At 69.6% G+C, this 17,498-nt stretch carries 18 protein-coding genes; 13 read left to right on the top strand and 5 right to left on the bottom strand.

Going from position 1 to position 17,498, the window contains the following annotated elements:
* The coding region (locus NH602_RS15570; RefSeq protein WP_253068185.1) for a hypothetical protein at positions 1-230 on the bottom strand (230 nt) is incomplete at its 3' end.
* 312 nt (positions 231-542) lie between these two features.
* On the opposite strand from NH602_RS15570, the gene NH602_RS15575 reads away from it, so the two are divergent.
* A complete protein-coding gene (locus NH602_RS15575) occupies positions 543-875 on the top strand; it encodes a hypothetical protein (protein ID WP_100877195.1) in 333 nt (110 codons plus the stop codon).
* Positions 876-1,057: 182 nt separating this feature from the next.
* A complete protein-coding gene (locus NH602_RS15580; protein ID WP_224400930.1) occupies positions 1,058-1,429 on the top strand; it encodes a hypothetical protein in 372 nt (123 codons plus the stop codon).
* A 135-nt stretch (positions 1,430-1,564) separates the two neighbouring features.
* Here NH602_RS15580 and NH602_RS15585 read toward each other — a convergent pair whose 3' ends face one another.
* Positions 1,565-2,494 (bottom strand): hypothetical protein, encoded by a 930-nt coding sequence (locus NH602_RS15585; RefSeq protein ID WP_157818140.1) that lies wholly within the window; start codon positions 2,492-2,494, stop codon positions 1,565-1,567.
* A gap of 185 nt (positions 2,495-2,679) precedes the next feature.
* On the opposite strand from NH602_RS15585, the gene NH602_RS15590 reads away from it, so the two are divergent.
* The 4 genes from NH602_RS15590 (at position 2,680) to dnaB (ending at position 9,406) form a co-directional block, all read left to right on the top strand.
* Positions 2,680-3,852 carry a nucleoside hydrolase gene (locus NH602_RS15590; RefSeq protein ID WP_100877230.1) on the top strand — a complete coding sequence of 391 codons (1,173 nt, stop codon included), beginning with the start codon at positions 2,680-2,682 and terminating at the stop codon, positions 3,850-3,852.
* Positions 3,853-4,010: 158 nt separating this feature from the next.
* Positions 4,011-5,306, top strand: coding sequence for an ABC transporter permease (locus tag NH602_RS15595; protein ID WP_179763169.1), 1,296 nt, complete (start codon positions 4,011-4,013; stop codon positions 5,304-5,306).
* Between the two features lie 1,974 nt (positions 5,307-7,280).
* Positions 7,281-8,027 (top strand): hypothetical protein, encoded by a 747-nt coding sequence (locus tag NH602_RS15600; protein ID WP_157818142.1) that lies wholly within the window; start codon positions 7,281-7,283, stop codon positions 8,025-8,027.
* A gap of 5 nt (positions 8,028-8,032) precedes the next feature.
* The gene (gene dnaB / locus NH602_RS15605; RefSeq protein WP_100877200.1) at positions 8,033-9,406 is read left to right on the top strand and encodes a replicative DNA helicase; all 1,374 of its coding nucleotides are present in this window, start codon (positions 8,033-8,035) and stop codon (positions 9,404-9,406) included.
* Positions 9,407-9,476: 70 nt separating this feature from the next.
* Here dnaB and NH602_RS15610 read toward each other — a convergent pair whose 3' ends face one another.
* The 3 genes from NH602_RS15610 to NH602_RS15620 form a co-directional block, all read right to left on the bottom strand.
* A complete protein-coding gene (locus NH602_RS15610) occupies positions 9,477-10,412 on the bottom strand; it encodes a ParB/RepB/Spo0J family partition protein (protein WP_100877201.1) in 936 nt (311 codons plus the stop codon).
* Positions 10,409-11,071 (bottom strand): ParA family protein, encoded by a 663-nt coding sequence (locus NH602_RS15615; protein WP_208622866.1) that lies wholly within the window; start codon positions 11,069-11,071, stop codon positions 10,409-10,411. Before NH602_RS15615 ends, NH602_RS15610 begins: the two co-directional genes overlap by 4 nt.
* 349 nt (positions 11,072-11,420) lie before the next feature.
* Positions 11,421-11,714 (bottom strand): hypothetical protein, encoded by a 294-nt coding sequence (locus tag NH602_RS15620; protein ID WP_100877202.1) that lies wholly within the window; start codon positions 11,712-11,714, stop codon positions 11,421-11,423.
* Between the two features lie 1,732 nt (positions 11,715-13,446).
* Between NH602_RS15620 and NH602_RS15625 the strand changes: the two genes are divergently transcribed.
* From NH602_RS15625 to NH602_RS15655, 7 genes are all read left to right on the top strand, one after another.
* The gene (locus tag NH602_RS15625) at positions 13,447-13,791 is read left to right on the top strand and encodes a hypothetical protein (protein WP_157818143.1); all 345 of its coding nucleotides are present in this window, start codon (positions 13,447-13,449) and stop codon (positions 13,789-13,791) included.
* Entirely contained in the window at positions 13,788-14,348 is a 561-nt protein-coding gene (locus tag NH602_RS15630; RefSeq protein ID WP_100877204.1) for a DUF6879 family protein, read from the top strand. Before NH602_RS15625 ends, NH602_RS15630 begins: the two co-directional genes overlap by 4 nt.
* 5 nt (positions 14,349-14,353) lie before the next feature.
* Positions 14,354-15,223, top strand: a complete 870-nt coding sequence (locus tag NH602_RS15635) for a helix-turn-helix transcriptional regulator (protein WP_100877205.1) — start codon at positions 14,354-14,356, stop codon at positions 15,221-15,223.
* 206 nt (positions 15,224-15,429) lie between these two features.
* A complete protein-coding gene (locus NH602_RS15640) occupies positions 15,430-15,720 on the top strand; it encodes a WhiB family transcriptional regulator (protein ID WP_100877206.1) in 291 nt (96 codons plus the stop codon).
* Complete coding sequence (locus NH602_RS15645; RefSeq protein WP_100877207.1) at positions 15,717-16,748, top strand: hypothetical protein; 1,032 nt, start codon at positions 15,717-15,719, stop codon at positions 16,746-16,748. The genes NH602_RS15640 and NH602_RS15645 overlap by 4 nt, the downstream gene beginning before the upstream one ends.
* A 116-nt stretch (positions 16,749-16,864) precedes the next feature.
* On the top strand, positions 16,865-17,080 hold the full coding sequence (locus NH602_RS15650; protein ID WP_100877208.1) for a hypothetical protein: 216 nt from the start codon (positions 16,865-16,867) through the stop codon (positions 17,078-17,080).
* Positions 17,077-17,379, top strand: coding sequence for a hypothetical protein (locus tag NH602_RS15655; protein WP_100877209.1), 303 nt, complete (start codon positions 17,077-17,079; stop codon positions 17,377-17,379). Before NH602_RS15650 ends, NH602_RS15655 begins: the two co-directional genes overlap by 4 nt.
* Positions 17,380-17,498 lie beyond the last annotated feature (119 nt).

The raw sequence follows: 17,498 nt of genomic DNA on the forward strand, positions 1-17,498 counted from the left end.
GCGGTGGCGTGGGCGTCGGCGCGGGCGGCCAGCGCGGCCAGCGACGCGGCCCGGGCGGACGCGGCCGCGACGCCGTCGGGCAGCACCGCGGTGTCGAGCGCGGCGTCCAGATCGGTGTCGAGCGCGGCGTCCAGATCGGTGTCGAGCTGGGTCCCGGGCTCGGCCGCGGCGCCCGCAACCGGGCCCATGCCGGTGCCCGGGTGGGCGTCGACGGCCTTCTCCACGCTCATCCGGGCCCCTTCCCTGGACATGGACCTGCGCCCGCGATCGCGCGATAGGTCAGATAACGGGAGATTATCGCGTGTCTCAGCCGCACAGGTGGAAGTGACCAGGTGCGCCGCCCACGACGACCGAAACGAGGCAGATCCGCCCGCGGGAGACGGCCCTGAACAGGGCAGACTCCCCTGACCTTCCTCCCGACTGCCGGATCCTGGGAGGCTGGAGGCTGGAGGCTGGAGGCATGGCTCCGATCCGTAAGGTCCATGCCGCGTAGGCGCCCAGCCCAGGTACGGGCGAGAAACCAGCGTCAGCCGCGCCCGACTGTGATACGCGGTGTCTCGCTCTCGACCAGCCGGGCGCTCGACCGACTCGACCGACCACGGCTCACCTCGGGCAGCGTCCGCACCGATCTTCTCTCGTGGCGTCGCGTCACCCTCAAGCCACGTTCCACGCTCCAGCGAGAGAACAACGACTGGGTCCAGTTCATCGGCCCGTTCAGCCGAGACGTCCTCGAGCAGGCCCTGCACGCCCTACCTCGGCATCGTCGCGCATCGCTCCGCCGCCAGATCGCCCAGCTCGACGCCCGGTTCCTGGACAAGACCCTGAACAATCCCACCGCCGACCCGTCACTCCCCTGGTGGTGGCGCCGCACCTGAGCTGCACCGACGACCCGAAGCCAAGTAGAACCGTGCGGACATCAGCACAACCAAGGCAGGACCCATCCCGACAACGCGGGCCGGGGAGCCGGCCACGGGCGGCCTGCCCGCCAGACCGCCCAGGAACGCCGGGGAACGACCTCCCTGGCTCGGGGAAAGACACCACGACGAGGAGCACCCCGATGAGCACTTGCACTCACCCCGGCGCGCAGGTCCACGGCCTGATCGGCTCCGGCCCGATCGCGCCGAGCGGAGCAGACCCGGCTGACCTCGAGCCGATCGAGTGGAGCCACCTCGCCGAGCCGCTACGCCCGGGCGAACGCATGTCGGCCGCGATCGGTGCCTGCAGCAGCTGCGGGGCGCTGGTGGTCTCGGTGTCGACCTGGCACCCCACCGACGGCCACGGCGAGCACGCGGTGCAGTACCGGACCCCCTGGACCGCGATGTACGGCCGGAACCCATCCGACCCTGTCGCAGCTGACCCCGCAGGCCGCCCACCGCTGCCGGCCACGCTGGTCGGACTCGGCGGCGAGGATCTGACACCGAGGGGCTGACCCCCGTCCCCCTTGCGCGCCGAAAATCGGGGTAGCCACGCACAACGACACGACGCACAACGACACGGCGCGCAACCGAGACCCCCGCTGCAGCACCCCCGCAGCGGGGGTCTCATCACGTCTGACGCACGCGAGCTACTCGAGTTCCCAATAGCGATCCGGGCGGGGATCGGTCAGCGCGTTGATGGCCTCATACTTCGCCTTGATCGCGGCATGACGTGACTCAGCGAGGGCGCCCGCCTCGGGGCCGCCGATCAGCTCGGCGGTGTAGAGCTCCTCAGGCCACGTCGCGACACGAGTCTCGCCGAGCAACGCCGGGATCCGCACCGTGGCTGGGCGTACCCAGCGAGACGGTCCGACAGCGACGCGGTCGTCATCCGACAAGGCACTCCGCTCATCGCGAGGAAGTTCCAGGCCGAGATCCGGGCGATGGCGCGCCCCGTGGAACTCCCACGGGTTCGTAGAAGGAGCGGCTCCAGGAAGCTCGTGACGAGTGACGCCCTCCGGGCTGACCTCAGTCACTGCCGGACGCGTCCGCTGCCGATCCCGGCGCACACGCCGTTCCTGGCGATGCTGCCACCACTGAGAACGACGAAGCCGGCTGTCGAAGCCCACCTCGCGAGCGAACATGGGCAAACCCCAGGTAGGTGTCACCCACGGAGAGCGGTAAGGAACCAACAGCGCAAACCGGATCATCGCCCCGTCAGGGAAGAAGCGCGCTTGCGCCGCAGCAGCAGCCTCGGCGATCGAATTGGAGATCGACATCCCGCGGTGATCCCCGAACTGCGCAAGCAAGGCCACCGGCTCAGTTCCCGGCTCGGTGCCACCCGCCATGCCGGTCCCATCTGCAACCTCCGGGACATAGATCCGAGCGTGAAGCACCGATTCCCAGCCGAGCAGCCCGTAACTGAGCACGGCCTCATCGCGCAGCCTCCACCGGTGTGGGCTCCGCGCCGGCAGCCGGCTACGAGCTCCCAGGTAGCCGGGTTCCTGCTCGCCCGGCGTCGGCAGGCGTTCCGGGCTCCCTGGCGTCGTTCGCTGCGTGGTCATGATCGGTGCTCGCACGACAACCTCCTCATCGCCGGGCCGGGCAAAGATCCGCGCCGATCAGCCAAGGGATCTCAGCTGATCGACGTAGGTCTCAGTGTCCACCGACCCCTGACAACCATGCCGACAGACAGCCGCGTTGTGAGCCGGTTTCGGCAGTACTGAGCCGCTAGACTGGACCTAGATCGGGGGAGGTGGCACCGATGAACGGCCCGGAGGACGACCTGTCGGCCGAGCAGGTGCGTGAGCACCGCGAGGCCATGATCGCGCTGGGGCGTCGGCTGCCCCAGACCACGCTCGCCGACACCGCGACCCAGCTGCAGACCGCCGAGCTCCGCGCTCCCGCGGTGGGCGCGCCGATGGTCATCGACACCGACATCGGTGGCGACGCCGATGACGCCCTCGCCCTGGTCGCGGCCGCCCGCCACAGTCGCGAACTCGCGCTGGTGATCACCGCCGACGAGACCGGCCCCGACCACCGCGCCCCCCACCCTGCTGGGCGGGGATACGGGCAGCGGGCCCGGTTCGCCCGGTACCTGCTTGATGTCGTCGGCCGCGGCGACATCGCGGTCGCTGCCGGCGCGACGACCGGACACACCGACTACTTCTGCGTCGAGGACCTCATTCCGGCCACCGTCGCCCCGGCGCCGGGCGGCCGGGATGCTGTGCTGGCTGCGGTCGCCGAGCTCGCCGGCCGGTGCGATGGCCCGATCCGGTGGGTCGGGATGGCGCCGCTGTCGAACCTGGCCGAGGTGTGTGATCACCTCCCCGAGATCGCCGGCCGGTTGCAGGTGACCCAGATGGGCGGGGCGATCCACTACCGTCGCCCCGAACGGGCCGAGCACAACATTCGTCTCGACGTCGACGCCGCCCGCCGGGTGCTGGCCGCGGTCGCCGACGGGCGCCTGGCCAAGCCGCGGTTCGTCCTGTCCGACACCACCTTCACCGACCAGATCGCCGTGCACGCCACCCACCCGCTGCACCGCCGTCTTGCCGGCCGTGCCGAGTCGTGGGCGGTGTTGTTGGAGGGGCACCTGCAGCGCTGGTACCGCGACCACCACGACTCGACGCTGCAGCACGACGCGCTGACCCTGTCCGCCGCGCTCGGGCTGCCGTTCGTGCGCAGCGCGACCGCGCGCATCGCGATGGACGACATCGGCCGCTGGAGCATCCCCGACGCCAGCGACGCGGGTGGGGCGGCGGGTACGGGGCTGCGGGTCAGCCGCAGCGCGGACTACCCGGCGTTCATGGCTTGGCTCGAACACGCCCTCGACCCGGCCACCCCGGCCGCGGCGGGCACCGTCGACCTGAGCGGCGCCGGGGCCCGGGCCGGTGCTGGTGTGGTGTCCGGGGCCGGGGTGCGGCGGCCGGCCTGAGCACCCCACGCCCCGGCACACCCGGCGGCCCGGACAGCGTGGCGGCGATCGCACACGCCTACGGGCTGCACACCGAGGCGGAGCGCGACGCGATCGCCCGCGCCTACCGGGTGTTCCATACCCACCACGCCCAGTTCGTCACCGCGGTCTCTGCCGAGATGCTGCGTGACCTGCACCGCGACGTCGACGAGCGCGGCGCTCGGATCGTGTTCCTCGGCCGCGACGGGCATCCCTACGCCACCGCCGTGCGGGGCCTGGACCCCGACTTCGCCGAAACCCACACGGTCGAGATCGTGCTGTCCCGCGCCGTGGTCGACGCCGCCCTGACCGACCTCGAAGACCGGACCGGCGCCCGCTTCCACGCTGTGGAGGCCTTCCGGGTCCGGGACCGGATCGATCCCGCCACCACCGTAGGTGCGTTCCAGGCCCTGTCTGACTACCTCGACGACGCAGGCGTCCCCACCGCGGGCGGGGTGCTCACCTTCGTCGACAACTCGTTCAAGGGCACCATCCAGGAGCTCTACACCGCCGCCTACCCCGACGTGGAGGTCCACGGCCGCTACGCCATCCATGGCACCCACCCCGACGACCCGCACCCCGGCAACAAGACCGGCTATGCGCTGCACCTGCCCGCCGACACACGCTGGCGTGGCTACCCCCTGGCCGAGCTCCCCGCCGAACCGGAGCTGACCCTCGGCGCGGCAGAAGCCGTTGCCGCGATCGAGCACACCCTGCACGGCCCCGACACCAGCCCCGCCGCCATCGACACCACCGGCCCGGTCCAGGGACCGCAACGCCGCCAGCCGGCGCCGCTGCGGGGATACAACCCCGCGCTCATCACCCCGCCCTACCGCGACGCCCGCGTACGAGAAGCGGTCAAGGTAGCGGCACTACTCGCCGTGCACGACGCCGCCGTGCAAGCCCGGCCCCGCTGGACAGGAGCACCGGCCCAGCAGACCCAGCCAGAACGCACGCACGCCATCGCCGCGTTCGCCGACGACATCCGCGCCTGGATCACGAAGGCTCCCCAGCGCGACCCGGGCCTCAGCGAGGTGCTCGATGCGTTCGTCCGGCGCCGCGACCGTGCCCTGCTCTCCCAGGTCTATGACCAGCTCGTTGTCGCCGGCCTGGACCCCGCCGAACCCGCGCAGCACTGGATCGCACTGCTCCCCACAACCCCGGACCACTCCCTCCCCGACCACGTCGACGCCGGCAGCGCCCACCACGATGGGCCGGCACCTCATGAGCCGCCCAGCTTCCAGACAGCGATGCAGCACCTCAGGAGCGCCGTCGACGCTGCCCGCCGCGGCGTCGCCGCCGATACGCAGGAGCAGACGCGCACACCAGCGGCACCTGCCACTCGGCCCCCGCGGCGAGACACCGGCACACAGGTCGACCCCTTGCAGAACCGACCTGATCAAGACCGGCCCTCCGGCTACGACAGCGGCTACTGAACCGCAACGAGCGCTCGACCAGCCAAAGCGAAAGTGTCGGTGCACCGTGTCACGCTGCGCCAATGAGCTGGATGCAGCGCCGGTACCACGCAGTGACCTGCACCAACGCTCAGTGCGACCCAAGCTGCGTGATCGCCGACCCCACCCGCACCGGGGGGCAGATTTGCCCGCGCGCCGCCGCAACCATCATGTCCCGACCGCTCACACTGATGTCATGAGCACGGAAACCGACCCCCAGGTCGCGGCCCGCTCGTTATGCGCGGGCCGCCCAGTCCTCTCGCGCCTCCGCCGCCACAACCTCGCCGACGACGTCACGTGGATCCTGCCTACGGACCTGCTACCGGACCTGCATGAACTCGAGGGCGTCCCCGTCGTGCACGCCGACGTACCCGGCCCGTTGCTAGCCCACTGGGTTCGCCGACAAGGCGACGTCCGCTGAACTTCGGAACATCGACGACCCCTTCCAAACCCAGTCCGCCAGACCGGCGGTCATCGACAGCAAACCGGAATCGGATTCGGCGCGTCGCGTTCCCTCTGACTGCTCTGATCGGGTAGAAAGTCCCCATGCCGCAACCGCATCGAGGAGACCGAGTCGCGACTCACGTCCGTCTCCCCCGTCCGATGCGCGAGGCCGCCGAGGCCATCGCTCGTCGTGACGGGATCGCCGTAGGCGACGCTGTCACGAAGGTGTTCGGCGAAGCTCTCGGGTTCGCGATCCCCGACTACTGCTTGTCCCCGCGCGAGCGAGCGACGCAGAACGAGTTGGAGCTGCCTCTAGACAAGGCCTCGTAACGAGATCGAGGCGGCCCCCCGGCCAGGGGGCCGCCTCGCTATCGCTCTCGCGCCAGTCGGTCATGCACCCGCCTGACGCCGTAGCCCTGGCGAACCGGGGCCAATCCCCCACCTGCGAAGAAGGGGCGCTTTCGCGTGTCCAGGATACACCCTGGACCGGGCGGCGACCATGACAGACACGGGACGACTTCGTCGTGCCCGACTGCCAGCGGCACCTCAGTGGCGTCTCTGCGACGCCGACCTGTCGTTGCCGGGTACTCGTTTACCGGTCCTACCTCGCACAACTCCTCCCCAACACCTCTCCTCGTCGAGCAACGCGCGTTGTTCGACCAGGTGGTCTCCTCGGTCACCTCGACGGGCTGGGATGGCGTCGCCATTCCAGCCCCCCAGCTGTGCATAAGTTGCCGACGGCGCTCCGGGACTGAGCGGGATACTCCGCTGCGCTCGGTGGTCTGCGGCAGGTGCTGGTTCGCCAGCGGTGGCGAGGCGTCCCCCGCAGAGTTCAACGGATCCGGCTCCTCCGGCGAGCTACAGGAGCCCGGGTCCCTGGGTTTAGCTGAGTCCCTGATCCCCCGTACGGCGCTGGATTGGTATCGAGGGCTGCTGTCCTCCTCTTGGTATCAGCAGGTCCGACGTGACGCTGCCAGCCGGCTCCGTGGCCTGCTCGCCGAGCTAGCTCGGCGAGCCGACTGGGACACCCACACCAGCTGGCCGACCTGGGACCGTCTCCAGCGGTCCAGCGGCTGGCGTCGAAGCTCGACTGCTGCCTGGCTCGCCGAGCTGCAGCGCCAGGGCTGGCTGCTACGCGTCGAGGGAGGGTCCACTCCGCAGTATCGACCCATGGCCCTGCAACATCTGAGCGGGAATCGGGCAGCGGTCTACCAGCTGCGTGTTCCAGCTGTGGAGGCCACAGACAGGGCCATCCCGACGCTGCCTCCGGCCGTAGCACCCGGGCCATTCGTGGCTGCTGCAGAGAGCAGACAGGACACAACTTGGACCCCAACCCACTCACCTAATAATCCTTCTAAGACGAAATCTGTGGTTCCTACGCGCGCGAGCACGCGCATCCACAATCCCCAGGTCAAGCCCCCTTTCCCGGGTTATTACGGCCCTACCGGGCCGGGCCAAGACGAACAGCAGGGCGGCTACTTCGGGAACCGGGTGCCAGTGACCAGAGCGGAGATGCTGGCTGCCGCCACCGAGCTGCGATCTGACCCCGCACTACGGCGACTCACACCTCGCTGGATTCGCGCCATCGTGCGGGGCTGGTGGGAAGCCGGCTGGACTAACAACGACCTGCGCTACGCCCTCGAGTACCGGCCCCGCCAGGACGGCCGCGCCATCCCTGCCCACCGCTGCCCAGCCAGCCAGTTGCGCAGGCCCGACGGCTGGCTACGCCATCGCCTGAGCTGGTGGCGCGACGGACACGGCCCGCTCGTCTCACCCACAGTCGACTCCCGCCAGCGCCGCTCGGCCGCCCTCGTCCGCGGCCACGCCGCCGCCCAACGACTGCCCTACGGCGCCACCGACCTGTCCCCCACCGACCTGCAGATCAGCAGCGACGACCACCGCGCCGCCCGTTCTGCGATTGTCCGTCAGTGGGCCGCCGAGTTCACCGCCCGCCGCAACGCTGTCCGCCCCGCCGCCGAGGTCGCCACAGTCGAAAGCAGCAAGCGCTACTACCGCCGGATCAGCCGCGCACTCGACGAAGGGCGCAGCCGCCGCACAGCCACTCCCCCGCTGCTCGATCCGGCGGATGGTCACGGGGGCGGGCCCGCCTCAAGCGCCTCGCCGGACACCAGCTCACCGCGCAACCACGAGAGCGACGCCCTCGATGAAGGGCGAACCGCTCACGAGCGCGCGCTCGCCCGGGCACGGGCCGAACGCACCTCCCGGCCTCTCCCACGCGCTCACCGGAGGCTCCGATGACTGCCATGTCCGCGCGTTATGACAAGAGTGGCGACACCGGCGCACCACCTGACACGTTCGACCGTCAGCCCCCGCAGGACCTCACGGCCGAGCAGTCGGTGCTCGGCGGCATGCTGTTGAGCAAGGACGCGATCGCCGACGTCGTGGAGGTCCTGCAGCCGGAGGACTTCTACCGGCCCGCCCACCAGACCGTCTACGAGACGATCCTGGACCTCTACAGCCGTGGCGAGCCCGCGGACGCGGTGACGGTCTCGGCGGAGCTGCAGCGGCGCGGTGAGCTCGTCCGCCTCGGCGGCGCGCCCTACCTGCACACCCTCATCGCGACCGTGCCCACCGCGGCGAACGCGGCGTACTACGCCGAGATCGTCGGCGAGAAGGCGGTCCTGCGGCGGCTGGTCGAGGCCGGCACCCGGATCGTGCAGCTCGGCTACCACGGTGCCGACGGCGGCGACGTCGACGACGCGGTGGACCGGGCCCAGGCCGCGGTCTACGAGGTCACCGAGCGCACCACCACCGAGGACTACACGGTGCTGGAGGAGCTCCTCCAGCCCACGATGGACGAGATCGACGCGATCGCCTCCCGGGGCGGCCAGTCCACGGGTGTGCCGACCGGCTTCGCCGACCTCGACCAGGTCACCAACGGTCTGCACCCGGGCCAGATGGTCGTCGTCGCGGCCCGGCCGGGTCTGGGCAAGTCGACCCTGGGTCTGGACTTCGCCCGCTCCTGCTCCATCAAGAACGGCATGACCAGCGCGTTCTTCTCGCTGGAGATGAGCAAGTCCGAGATCGTCATGCGCCTGCTGTCCGCCGAGGCCCGGATCCGGCTGGCCGACATGCGCGCCGGCCGGATGTCGGACGAGGACTGGACGCGGATGGCGCGGCGGATGTCGGAGATCTCCGAGGCGCCGCTCTACATCGACGACTCGCCGAACCTGACGCTGATGGAGATCCGGGCCAAGGCGCGCCGGATGAAGCAGCGCTACGACCTGAAGCTGATCATCCTGGACTACCTGCAGCTGATGACCTCGGGCCGCAAGGTCGAGTCCCGTCAGCAGGAGGTCTCGGAGTTCTCCCGGCAGATCAAGCTGCTGGCCAAGGAGCTCGAGGTCCCGGTGGTGGCGATGAGCCAGCTGAACCGTGGTCCCGAGCAGCGCACCGACAAGCGGCCGATGCTGTCCGACCTGCGTGAGTCCGGCTCGATCGAGCAGGACGCGGACATGGTGGTGCTGCTGCACCGCCCCGACGCGTTCGAGCAGGACGATCCACGCGCCGGTGAGGCCGACCTGATCCTGGCCAAGCACCGTAACGGCCCGACCACGACGATCACCGTCGCCCACCAGCTGCACTACAGCAGGTTCTCCGACCTCGCCCACGGCTGAGGCTCGGCCGATGGTGATAACCCGGTTATCGCTCCACCGCGTACGGCGCGACGATAACCGGGTTATCACCTCAGTGTCGGAGCGCTGTCAGTGCATCGATCAGAGCCTGCAGTCCGTCGTCGTCGAGCTGTCGACGCAGGCGGCGCGCGATCTTGTCGACGTCGACCGCCGCATCCCGATCGGGCTGGTCCGCCGCTGGAGCGGGAGAAGGCGAGTCGTTCGCGGGCTGGTCCGGCGACTCAGTGCTGGAAGGTCGAGCGCGCTCCCCCTCCGTCGACTGACCACGCAACGCCTCCAGCTTCTCCGCCTGTTCTTCCGGCGATGCCGAGGCCACGGTTCGAGCTTCCTTCACCGATATCTCGCCGATGCGGAGTTTCTCCTGCAGGTCAGGGGTGAGCTTGAGCAGCGACAGCCGCTGCGAAACCCAGGCCTGAGTCTTCGCCACCCGCTTCGCCGCCGTGCGCTGCGAGCCATGTCGTTCCACGAGACCTTGAAGCTCGCGGGCCTCCAGCAGCGGGGGAAGGTCTTGACGGTGGATGTTCTCGACCAGCGTGGCTTCTGCCAGCATCGGGTCCGCTCCCCCGAGTCGGTCCTCGATCGAGGCGACGAGGTGAGGCAGCTCCGCCAAGCGGGCCCCCGCGAGCCGGCGGTTTCCGATGAGGACCACCCACGCCGCGCTCCCGATCTGATCCGCATCCTCCGGGTAGTGAGCGAGGTAGACATCCCGAGCGACCACCGTCGCTGGCTGCAGCTGCCCGTGCTCCCGGAGGCTGTCGGCGAGCTCCTGAATCGCGGGGTCGTCGTCGTACCCGTAGCGAGGGTTGCGCGGATTGTGGGCCAGGTCGGAAAGCGGGATGCGGCGCTGGGACACGCCGGGATCCGGTGTTGTCTGGAGCGAGGCCTGCGCGGCGAAGACGTCGGAGCCGAAGGACACCCGCCCGCGCTTGCGCTTCTTCGTCGACGACCCGACTGCGGAGTCCGCGCTGCTCGCGGCCGCCTCGCTCATCGGGTGCGCCCGTAGCCGAGTTCGAGCGCCAGCCGCAGGATGTCCTGCTGGGCCTCCAAGGCCACACGGCTCTTGGCGTACTGGGTGCAGACGACACCCTCTGCTGCCGCCCGACTGTGGATCTTGTAACGACGAATGACCGAGTTCGCGAGCGGCCAGTTCTTCTTGCGGGCGAAGGTCAGGGTGTCGTCGAGATCGACCCGGCCGTCGCGTGGATCCCAGAGATTCACGACCACGGTGTAGGGGACTCCCAGGGGCTCGATGACCTGGGTGATGGTCGTGTCGGCAGGTACGAAGGTGAGCGGCTCTGTCGTGATCGGGACGATCGCGTCGTCGGCGCTCTTCAGGACCGACCGGAGAATGTGCTCATTCTCCAGGCTGCCCGGGGTGTCCACGAACACGTGCGAGAAGTCGGCGTCTCGCAACCTCTCCAGATCACTGGGGCTGTCGGTCTCGGTGTAGGCGAATGGGATGTCATCGCCGACCCTGCTTGCCCACCAGTCCATGGATCGCTGCGGGTCGGTGCCTACGACCAGGACGGATGGATCGTCTCCTCCGAGCACCTGGTCGACGACAGCAGCGAGGTTGACGGTGATCGTGGTCTTGCCGACGCCGCCCTTCTGGCAGCACACAGCATGAACTCTGGCCAAGATGGCCACCTCTCCGTGGACTTCACGGCCCGGAGTTGGGCCGCTACTTCGGATAAGTCAGAGCAGATGATGCCAGCTGTGGGTCCGTGCTCCGCGGTCATCCCCCGGCGTGTGCGGTTCCGAGTCAGGGCCGCGCGATAACCGGGTTATCGCCGTCAGCGCGCCGTCGATTTGGGAGCTGCGACCTATCGATGTTGGCGCTACCGGACCGGGAGCGCTGCTTGGGTTCGAGGGCGCCGAAGAAGCTTCTCGCCAGCAACGCGCGCCGAGGCCGCGCGAGACGGCGACCACCCAACGACGCTGCAGCGGGGGAGCGGGGACCGATAACCCGGTTATCGCTCACGCAGCGACGGCGGCTTCAGTCGTCGGCCTGGAATACACCCTGCGCGACCAGCCACTTTCGCCAGTAATCGACCCGATCGGGGTCGGCCGCGAACCCTTCGGGCCAGCCGTCGGTCGCGATCTGGCGCAGGACATCCCGGACTCGGCTGCGCCCAACACGAGCGCGGGAGGAGACCTTCCGCAAGTGCGGGTCCACGACGGCGTTCATTGCGCGCGCGGTGTCGCCCAACGTGAAGTGCACCGGCCGGTAGGCGACCAGGACCTCATGTCCGCGCTCGTCTGGCCTGGCGACCAGCGAACTCTCGCGCATCCCTGCCCTCCTCACCTCGGCCCGGTACCGAGAACTGTACCGATGTCGGCGCTCTGACTGAGCACTTGCAGTGAGTGTGTCCTCCGCGGAGGTGGGCTACTACGTGTCCAAGCTGCCGGGTGAGGCCCCGGCTGAGAGTGTCCGCGCCGGTGCAGCAGGCGCCGTCACGCCAGCGTCCTTCGGCCGGATAGACCCAGCCGGACCAGCGCATCTCTGACGCTGGCCCCGGCCGTGGGGCCGAAGGGACGGCTTTGGTGCGAGGGACCGAGAATCATCGGTTGACGAGGTGGTGTCGCGCATCGCCGCGAGGCGTGGTCACCGCGTTCGGGCGCAGCTATCCCGGCCCCGCGCGCCCGGCGTGTCATTGCGGTTGCGTCCTCGGTGGCGAGAGATCCGTTCGAGTCCCTACAGACGACCTCTGACCAGCTGGAACGCCCTCGGTTGCGGGGTCGCCGCGCGGACCTGATCGCCGAGGCGAAGTTCTACTATCAGGTCCGGACTCAATGTGCGGCTGACCAGCGACTACGTATTCTCCGGTGGCAGCGGGAGGAGTCGGCAACGACAGCTCAGTCAGCCCCACTGAGAGTGAGCTATGCCCGATATGCGAGTTCGGCGCTGTCTGCGGGCGCTACCGAGTAGACGACCTGCAGGATATGCGCTGGTCAGCGTCGTGGTGGCGAGCCACTTCGAGTGCGTGCCAGGCGGTCGGAGCCGAGTATCGCCTCGTCCGGTGCTCCAGAGCACCGTTTGACGATCCGGCGCGGCTCGAGGCGCTCAACGACTCGGAAGTGGTGGGCCTGTGGCCCCGGTCTTATCGATGCGGGAGCGTCGCAACCTGGGGGCGGGGTGACCGAGCACGTGGCTGCCCGACGGCCGGCCTCGCGCGTACGCGTGTGTCGCGTGGGCGTCACTCCGCGCGCCGGGCTAGGTCTCAGAGAAACTCCCGGCTCGAGCGGGACGGCGGTGGTCTTCGTCCACCGACCCTCGGCGAAGGTGGCGGGGCGAGCTGTGGGGGTGGCGCCGGCCCTGGAGGTCGTGAAGACCCGGCGCCCACACCCGGAGAACCTTGCGGACCGTGATTCCCAGAGGCGAGCTCGGCGCGGCCCGTCGAGCCCGTGAGTCCCGCGACCCGCCCCAGGATCGAGACGCCCTCGCCCGGCTGACCCCCGCGCCCTGGCGGGGCCGGGGCGCGGTGGCAACGAGCGTAGGAAGCACCTGTGCTCGCGCTCAGTGCCCCCCAGGACTTGAGAGCCGGGGCGCGCGCTGTCGCCTGCGTCGTGGGCACTCGACATCCCTCACTCGCCACAGCCGCGGCATCCGGCCATACCGAGACCGGCCGGCGTGGGTCCGTTTGCCTCAGGAGCTGCACGAGGTCCGGGAGTAGACCGCCGAGCAACGAGCAGACCGTGCCACGGCGGAAAGCGGCCAGGCGCGCTCGCGGTCGACGTCGCCGACGAGGCGGTCCGCGGCGGCGGCGCGTCCGTTGCACACACACCGAGCACCGAGCCGCTCCCCAGGGCGCCGGGAAATTTCCTCGCGACCTCTTACTGCGGTGGCGGGCCCGGACAACGCGACGTACGCGTGCGCGTGCGAGGCCAGAAAATTTCCACGCCTTCTAAGCTCGCCGACGGGCTCGGACCCGTTCTGTCCGACACCGTTGCCAGCCCGACTAGTCGCACTTAGTCTTCGAGGTACTAGGATCGCGGCTCAACGGGAAGGCGAACTCATGAGCATGCAGCTGCTCGCCGGGACGATGGAGTGCCGCAACGGCAACTGTCCGACCGCATGGCTGACCGAGCGGGGGGCGGTGATCGTGCAGGGCTACATCGCGTCCGCTCGGACGGTGCGGGTGCCGCGCGACATCGTCGAACGCGCCGCGCGCGAACTGCAGATGCACGGCCTGTCCGTCGGTGCCGTGCCGGCGCCGCGGTCCGAGACCATCCGAGCGGCGGGGGAGTGGTTCGTGGTGTCCGGCACCCCGACGACGCTGGTGTGCCCCAAGGGAGAACGCGCCCACGAGATCCTGGTGAGCGACGTGCTCACGGCCGTCGACGAAGCGACGAGGGAGGCCGTATGACCCCCGAAGACCTGGACGAGCTCTACCGCACCTACGAGCACTCCGCGTTCCGGCTGGAATGCCGCGACGTCTACGCAATCCCCGGCGAGGACCCGGACTTCGACGCCTTCCTCGCCGACAAGCCGTTCCCCGCGCGCACGGTCGACAACGACGACTGGCTGGCCAACGTCCACGCCCAGGTCGGCCGGGGCAAGTACTTCGGCCGGGTCCGGCTGCTCGGCCACCCGGTCACCGACTACACACGGTTCCAGCTGCTCTGCTACCCCCGGGAGAACATCCGCGCCGGCGAGGAAGTCCGCATTCTGGACCGACACTGGCTCAGCACGGGCGACGACGCCTGGACTCGGCAGGACTTCTGGATGTTCGACGAGCGGATCGTGGTGCTGCAGCACTTCGATGACGAAGGGAACTTCCTCGGCGTCTCTCAAGCCAGCGATCCCGCCCCCTACATCGCCATCCGTCGGCGCGCGGTCGAGCTGTCCGTCCCGTTCGACGACTACCGGCTGGTCCCGGCCCCACGATCGGGTGCCGAGACCCCTGAGCGCGCTGCGAGCTAACCCCCTTGACCCACGCCGACATCCACCCACAGCACCAGCGCCTGGCGGCGCGCTTGAAGGAGCTCCGCCAGGCCGCCGGGCTCTCGGCTGCGGCCCTGGGTGAGCAGCTCGGCTGGTCGCAGAGCAAGACCTCCAAGATGGAGAACGGCCACTCCGCCCTCGTACTTGCCGACATCGAGCAGTGGCTCGACACGGTCCACGCCGACGAGGACGTCCGTGCAGAGCTGCGCGCACTCGCCCAGGAGGCGGGGACCCGGGTACGGCCGTGGCGCAACAGTAACCGCCCCGACGGGCCCAGCCAGCAGGACGCCAGGGCTCGGCGTGACGCAACGACCAGCGGGATCGGGGTGTATCAGTCCGAGGTCGTTCCCGGGCTGTTGCAGACCCCGGACTACGCGCGCAGACTGCGCGAGATCCACAGCCTGCTCCCCGCCGCGGAGATCCCCGCCTCGGTGCTGTCGCTGATGAACCGTCAGACAGTCCTGTTCGACGAGTCCAAGCAGTTCGACCTGGTCATGACCGAGACCGCGCTGCGATGGCGTCCCGGCCCAGCCTCCGTGATGCTCGCTCAGCTCGACCGCATCGCCGCGCTGGCCAGCCTCCCCAACGTGCGCATCGGTGTGCTCTCCCGCGAGACGCAGGAGCGTGCCGAGGTCCGCCCCCTGCACTCCTTCGTACTCCTGCGCTACGACGACGCACCCACGACCGTCGAGATCGAGACACTCACCGCCGAGCAGGAAGTGACCGATCCAGCCGACGTCAAGCTCTACGAGCAGTTCCTCGCCGAGCAACAGCGGTCCGCAGAGCACGGACCCGCTCTACTCGCCCTGCTCGACCGCCTCCGCGCCGACCTCTCCTTGAGCACTCCAGGCTAGTCGCACGAAGACTAAGGCCCGCGATCAGCAAATTAGCTGGGCGCGGGCCATTTCTGTGCGCGCAGAGTTAGTCGCGGAAACCTCGGGCTAGACTCGCGACTAGTCACGGACTAGTCTGGAAGTAGAGATGCCCCGGCGGGTGCGACCGCCGAGGCATCTGAGCAGACAACCGGACTGATCCCCCATCACGAGGAAGCCAGGCGCCCATGAAGACCGTACCCAGAAGCGTCGACTCTCAGGCGGTGCCCGGCCGTCTGCCGTGTGCCGATACCGACGTGATCGAGCTGTTCTTCCCCGTCGGCACCGCTGGGCCGGCCCTGCAGCAGATCGCCGAGGCCAAGACCATCTGCCGTCACTGCCCGGTGCTCCAGGCCTGCCGGGCCGAGGCGCTGGCTCGGCCCGGCGCATTCACCCACGGCGTCGTGGGTGGACTCAGCGAGGACGAGCGGAACGCGCTGCTGCGGCGTCGCGCGGCACGACGAGCGGGGATCCGATGAGCGCCCCGACCAGCAACGGCCACCGTCCGACGCCGCCGTCCACTCTCTCGGCCGAGCAGTGGGGGAGCGAGCTCATCCCCTCCGGCACCACGCGTGAGGACGACCCGGTCGAAGAAAGCGTCGCCGACACCGACGAGGTCCGGGCGCTGGCTCGCCAGGTTCACCAGGCTCGAGGCCTCGTCGCCCTCCAGGACGACCCGGCCCTGCACGAAGCACTGTCCGAGCGAGAGCGGCGAGCTGACCGCAAGGTCACCGAGCGGATCCGCAGTGCCCGGCGGGCCGAGCGGCGCCGGACCGCGCTCGCCGAGGTCGCCGGCACCCGACGCGACAGGCAGGAAGCTCGCTGGGTCGGCAGGGCACGGACCAGCAAGGAACGCCTGCTCAACCCCAACCGGCGCCTCGCCGCGACCTATCGCCGCTACGTCGCGCTGTCCTGCGTACCTCCAACCCTCATCGGTTTCGGAGTGGTATTCATGTCGGCGACCGTGCACGACGGTGTCGTCGGCATGGACGGGCCGTGGGTGGGTTACCTGATCGAGCCGATGGCGTCGGTGCTGCTGGTCGTCAGCCTCCTGATCGGCTTCACCGCAGTACAGAACAGCCGGCAGGTCCCCCGAGGCCTCTACGTCCTCGACGGCGGCCTCGCGCTGGCCTCGCTGGTGTTGACGGTCGTCCCGTGGGGTCTGCGTTACGGCTTCGACGCGGGGTCGACTATGGCCCACACCCTGCCGTCACTGCTGGTCGTTGCGGCGGTGGTCGTTCAGCATCTGCTGCACTCGGTGTTCCGGCCGATCTTCGCCGAGCTCTACGAGGAGCTGCAGCCCTCGCGGCTGACCGACCAGACCGCCGACACCGTCGTGCTCTACGAGCGGACCCGTCGCGCGATCGACGACCAGCAGATTCCACTCTCTGCCTCTGGAGCACCGTCGCGAGAGGCGATCCGCAAGCGGTTCGGCGTGGGCAAGGTCCGCTCCCAGCTCGCCGGCGACGCCTACGAGCTCGTCCAGCAAACCCTCGACCCGCGGTAGCGCCAACCATGCGCCCGGGCCGCCGGCCCGGGGCGCTACCGCCGCAAGTCCTCTCCCCGGCGCCGCACCCCCAGGCGCCGGGGAGGGGACCCCTCCGATCTCCAGGAGCGCACCTCATGTCCGACCGGATCACAATCACGCTGGTCACAGGCTCCGAACGCCACCGGACCAGCGAGCCGATCGACGCCCCCGTCGACGACCCGCACCAGATCTGGGCGCACGTGCTCGAGCTCGCCGACCGGATCGGCGGCCTGGCCCGCCATGCCTACCTCGCCGAGATCGCCGTCGCCGAGACCGGCCTGCCGCTCTACGACCTGCGGTGCCTGGGATGAGCGGGCACCGCAGAAGCAACGCGGCCGCGGCCGGCGAGTTGCCACCCACGCTGCGTCGCTCCCGCCCGGACCGCCGCCGCGCCGCGCTCGCCACCCGATTCGCCAAGACCACCACCGACATCGAACGAGCCGTGTGCGCCTTCGACTACTTCCGAGGTGCCGCCAGCCGGCGCCACCCCCGGCCTGACGCCGCCGCCGAACTCGTCGCCGCCGTGATTGGCCAGCTCATCGAAGCGGGCGACCACCTTCTGCGCATGCAGGCACGAGAGCCCCTCAGCCCGAGGAAGGACACCGCATGAGATGCCCTGTGTCAACCCGCCGCTTGTTGATCTTCGAGGAGGCGTTGGAGGGCGCGGTGTCGGGTGGGGTCGTAGGCGAGGTTGTCCTGCCAGCAGTGCCAGATGACGAACAGCCAGGC

This window comes from Pseudonocardia sp. McavD-2-B, from assembly GCF_024124365.1.
Classification (GTDB): domain Bacteria; phylum Actinomycetota; class Actinomycetes; order Mycobacteriales; family Pseudonocardiaceae; genus Pseudonocardia; species Pseudonocardia alni.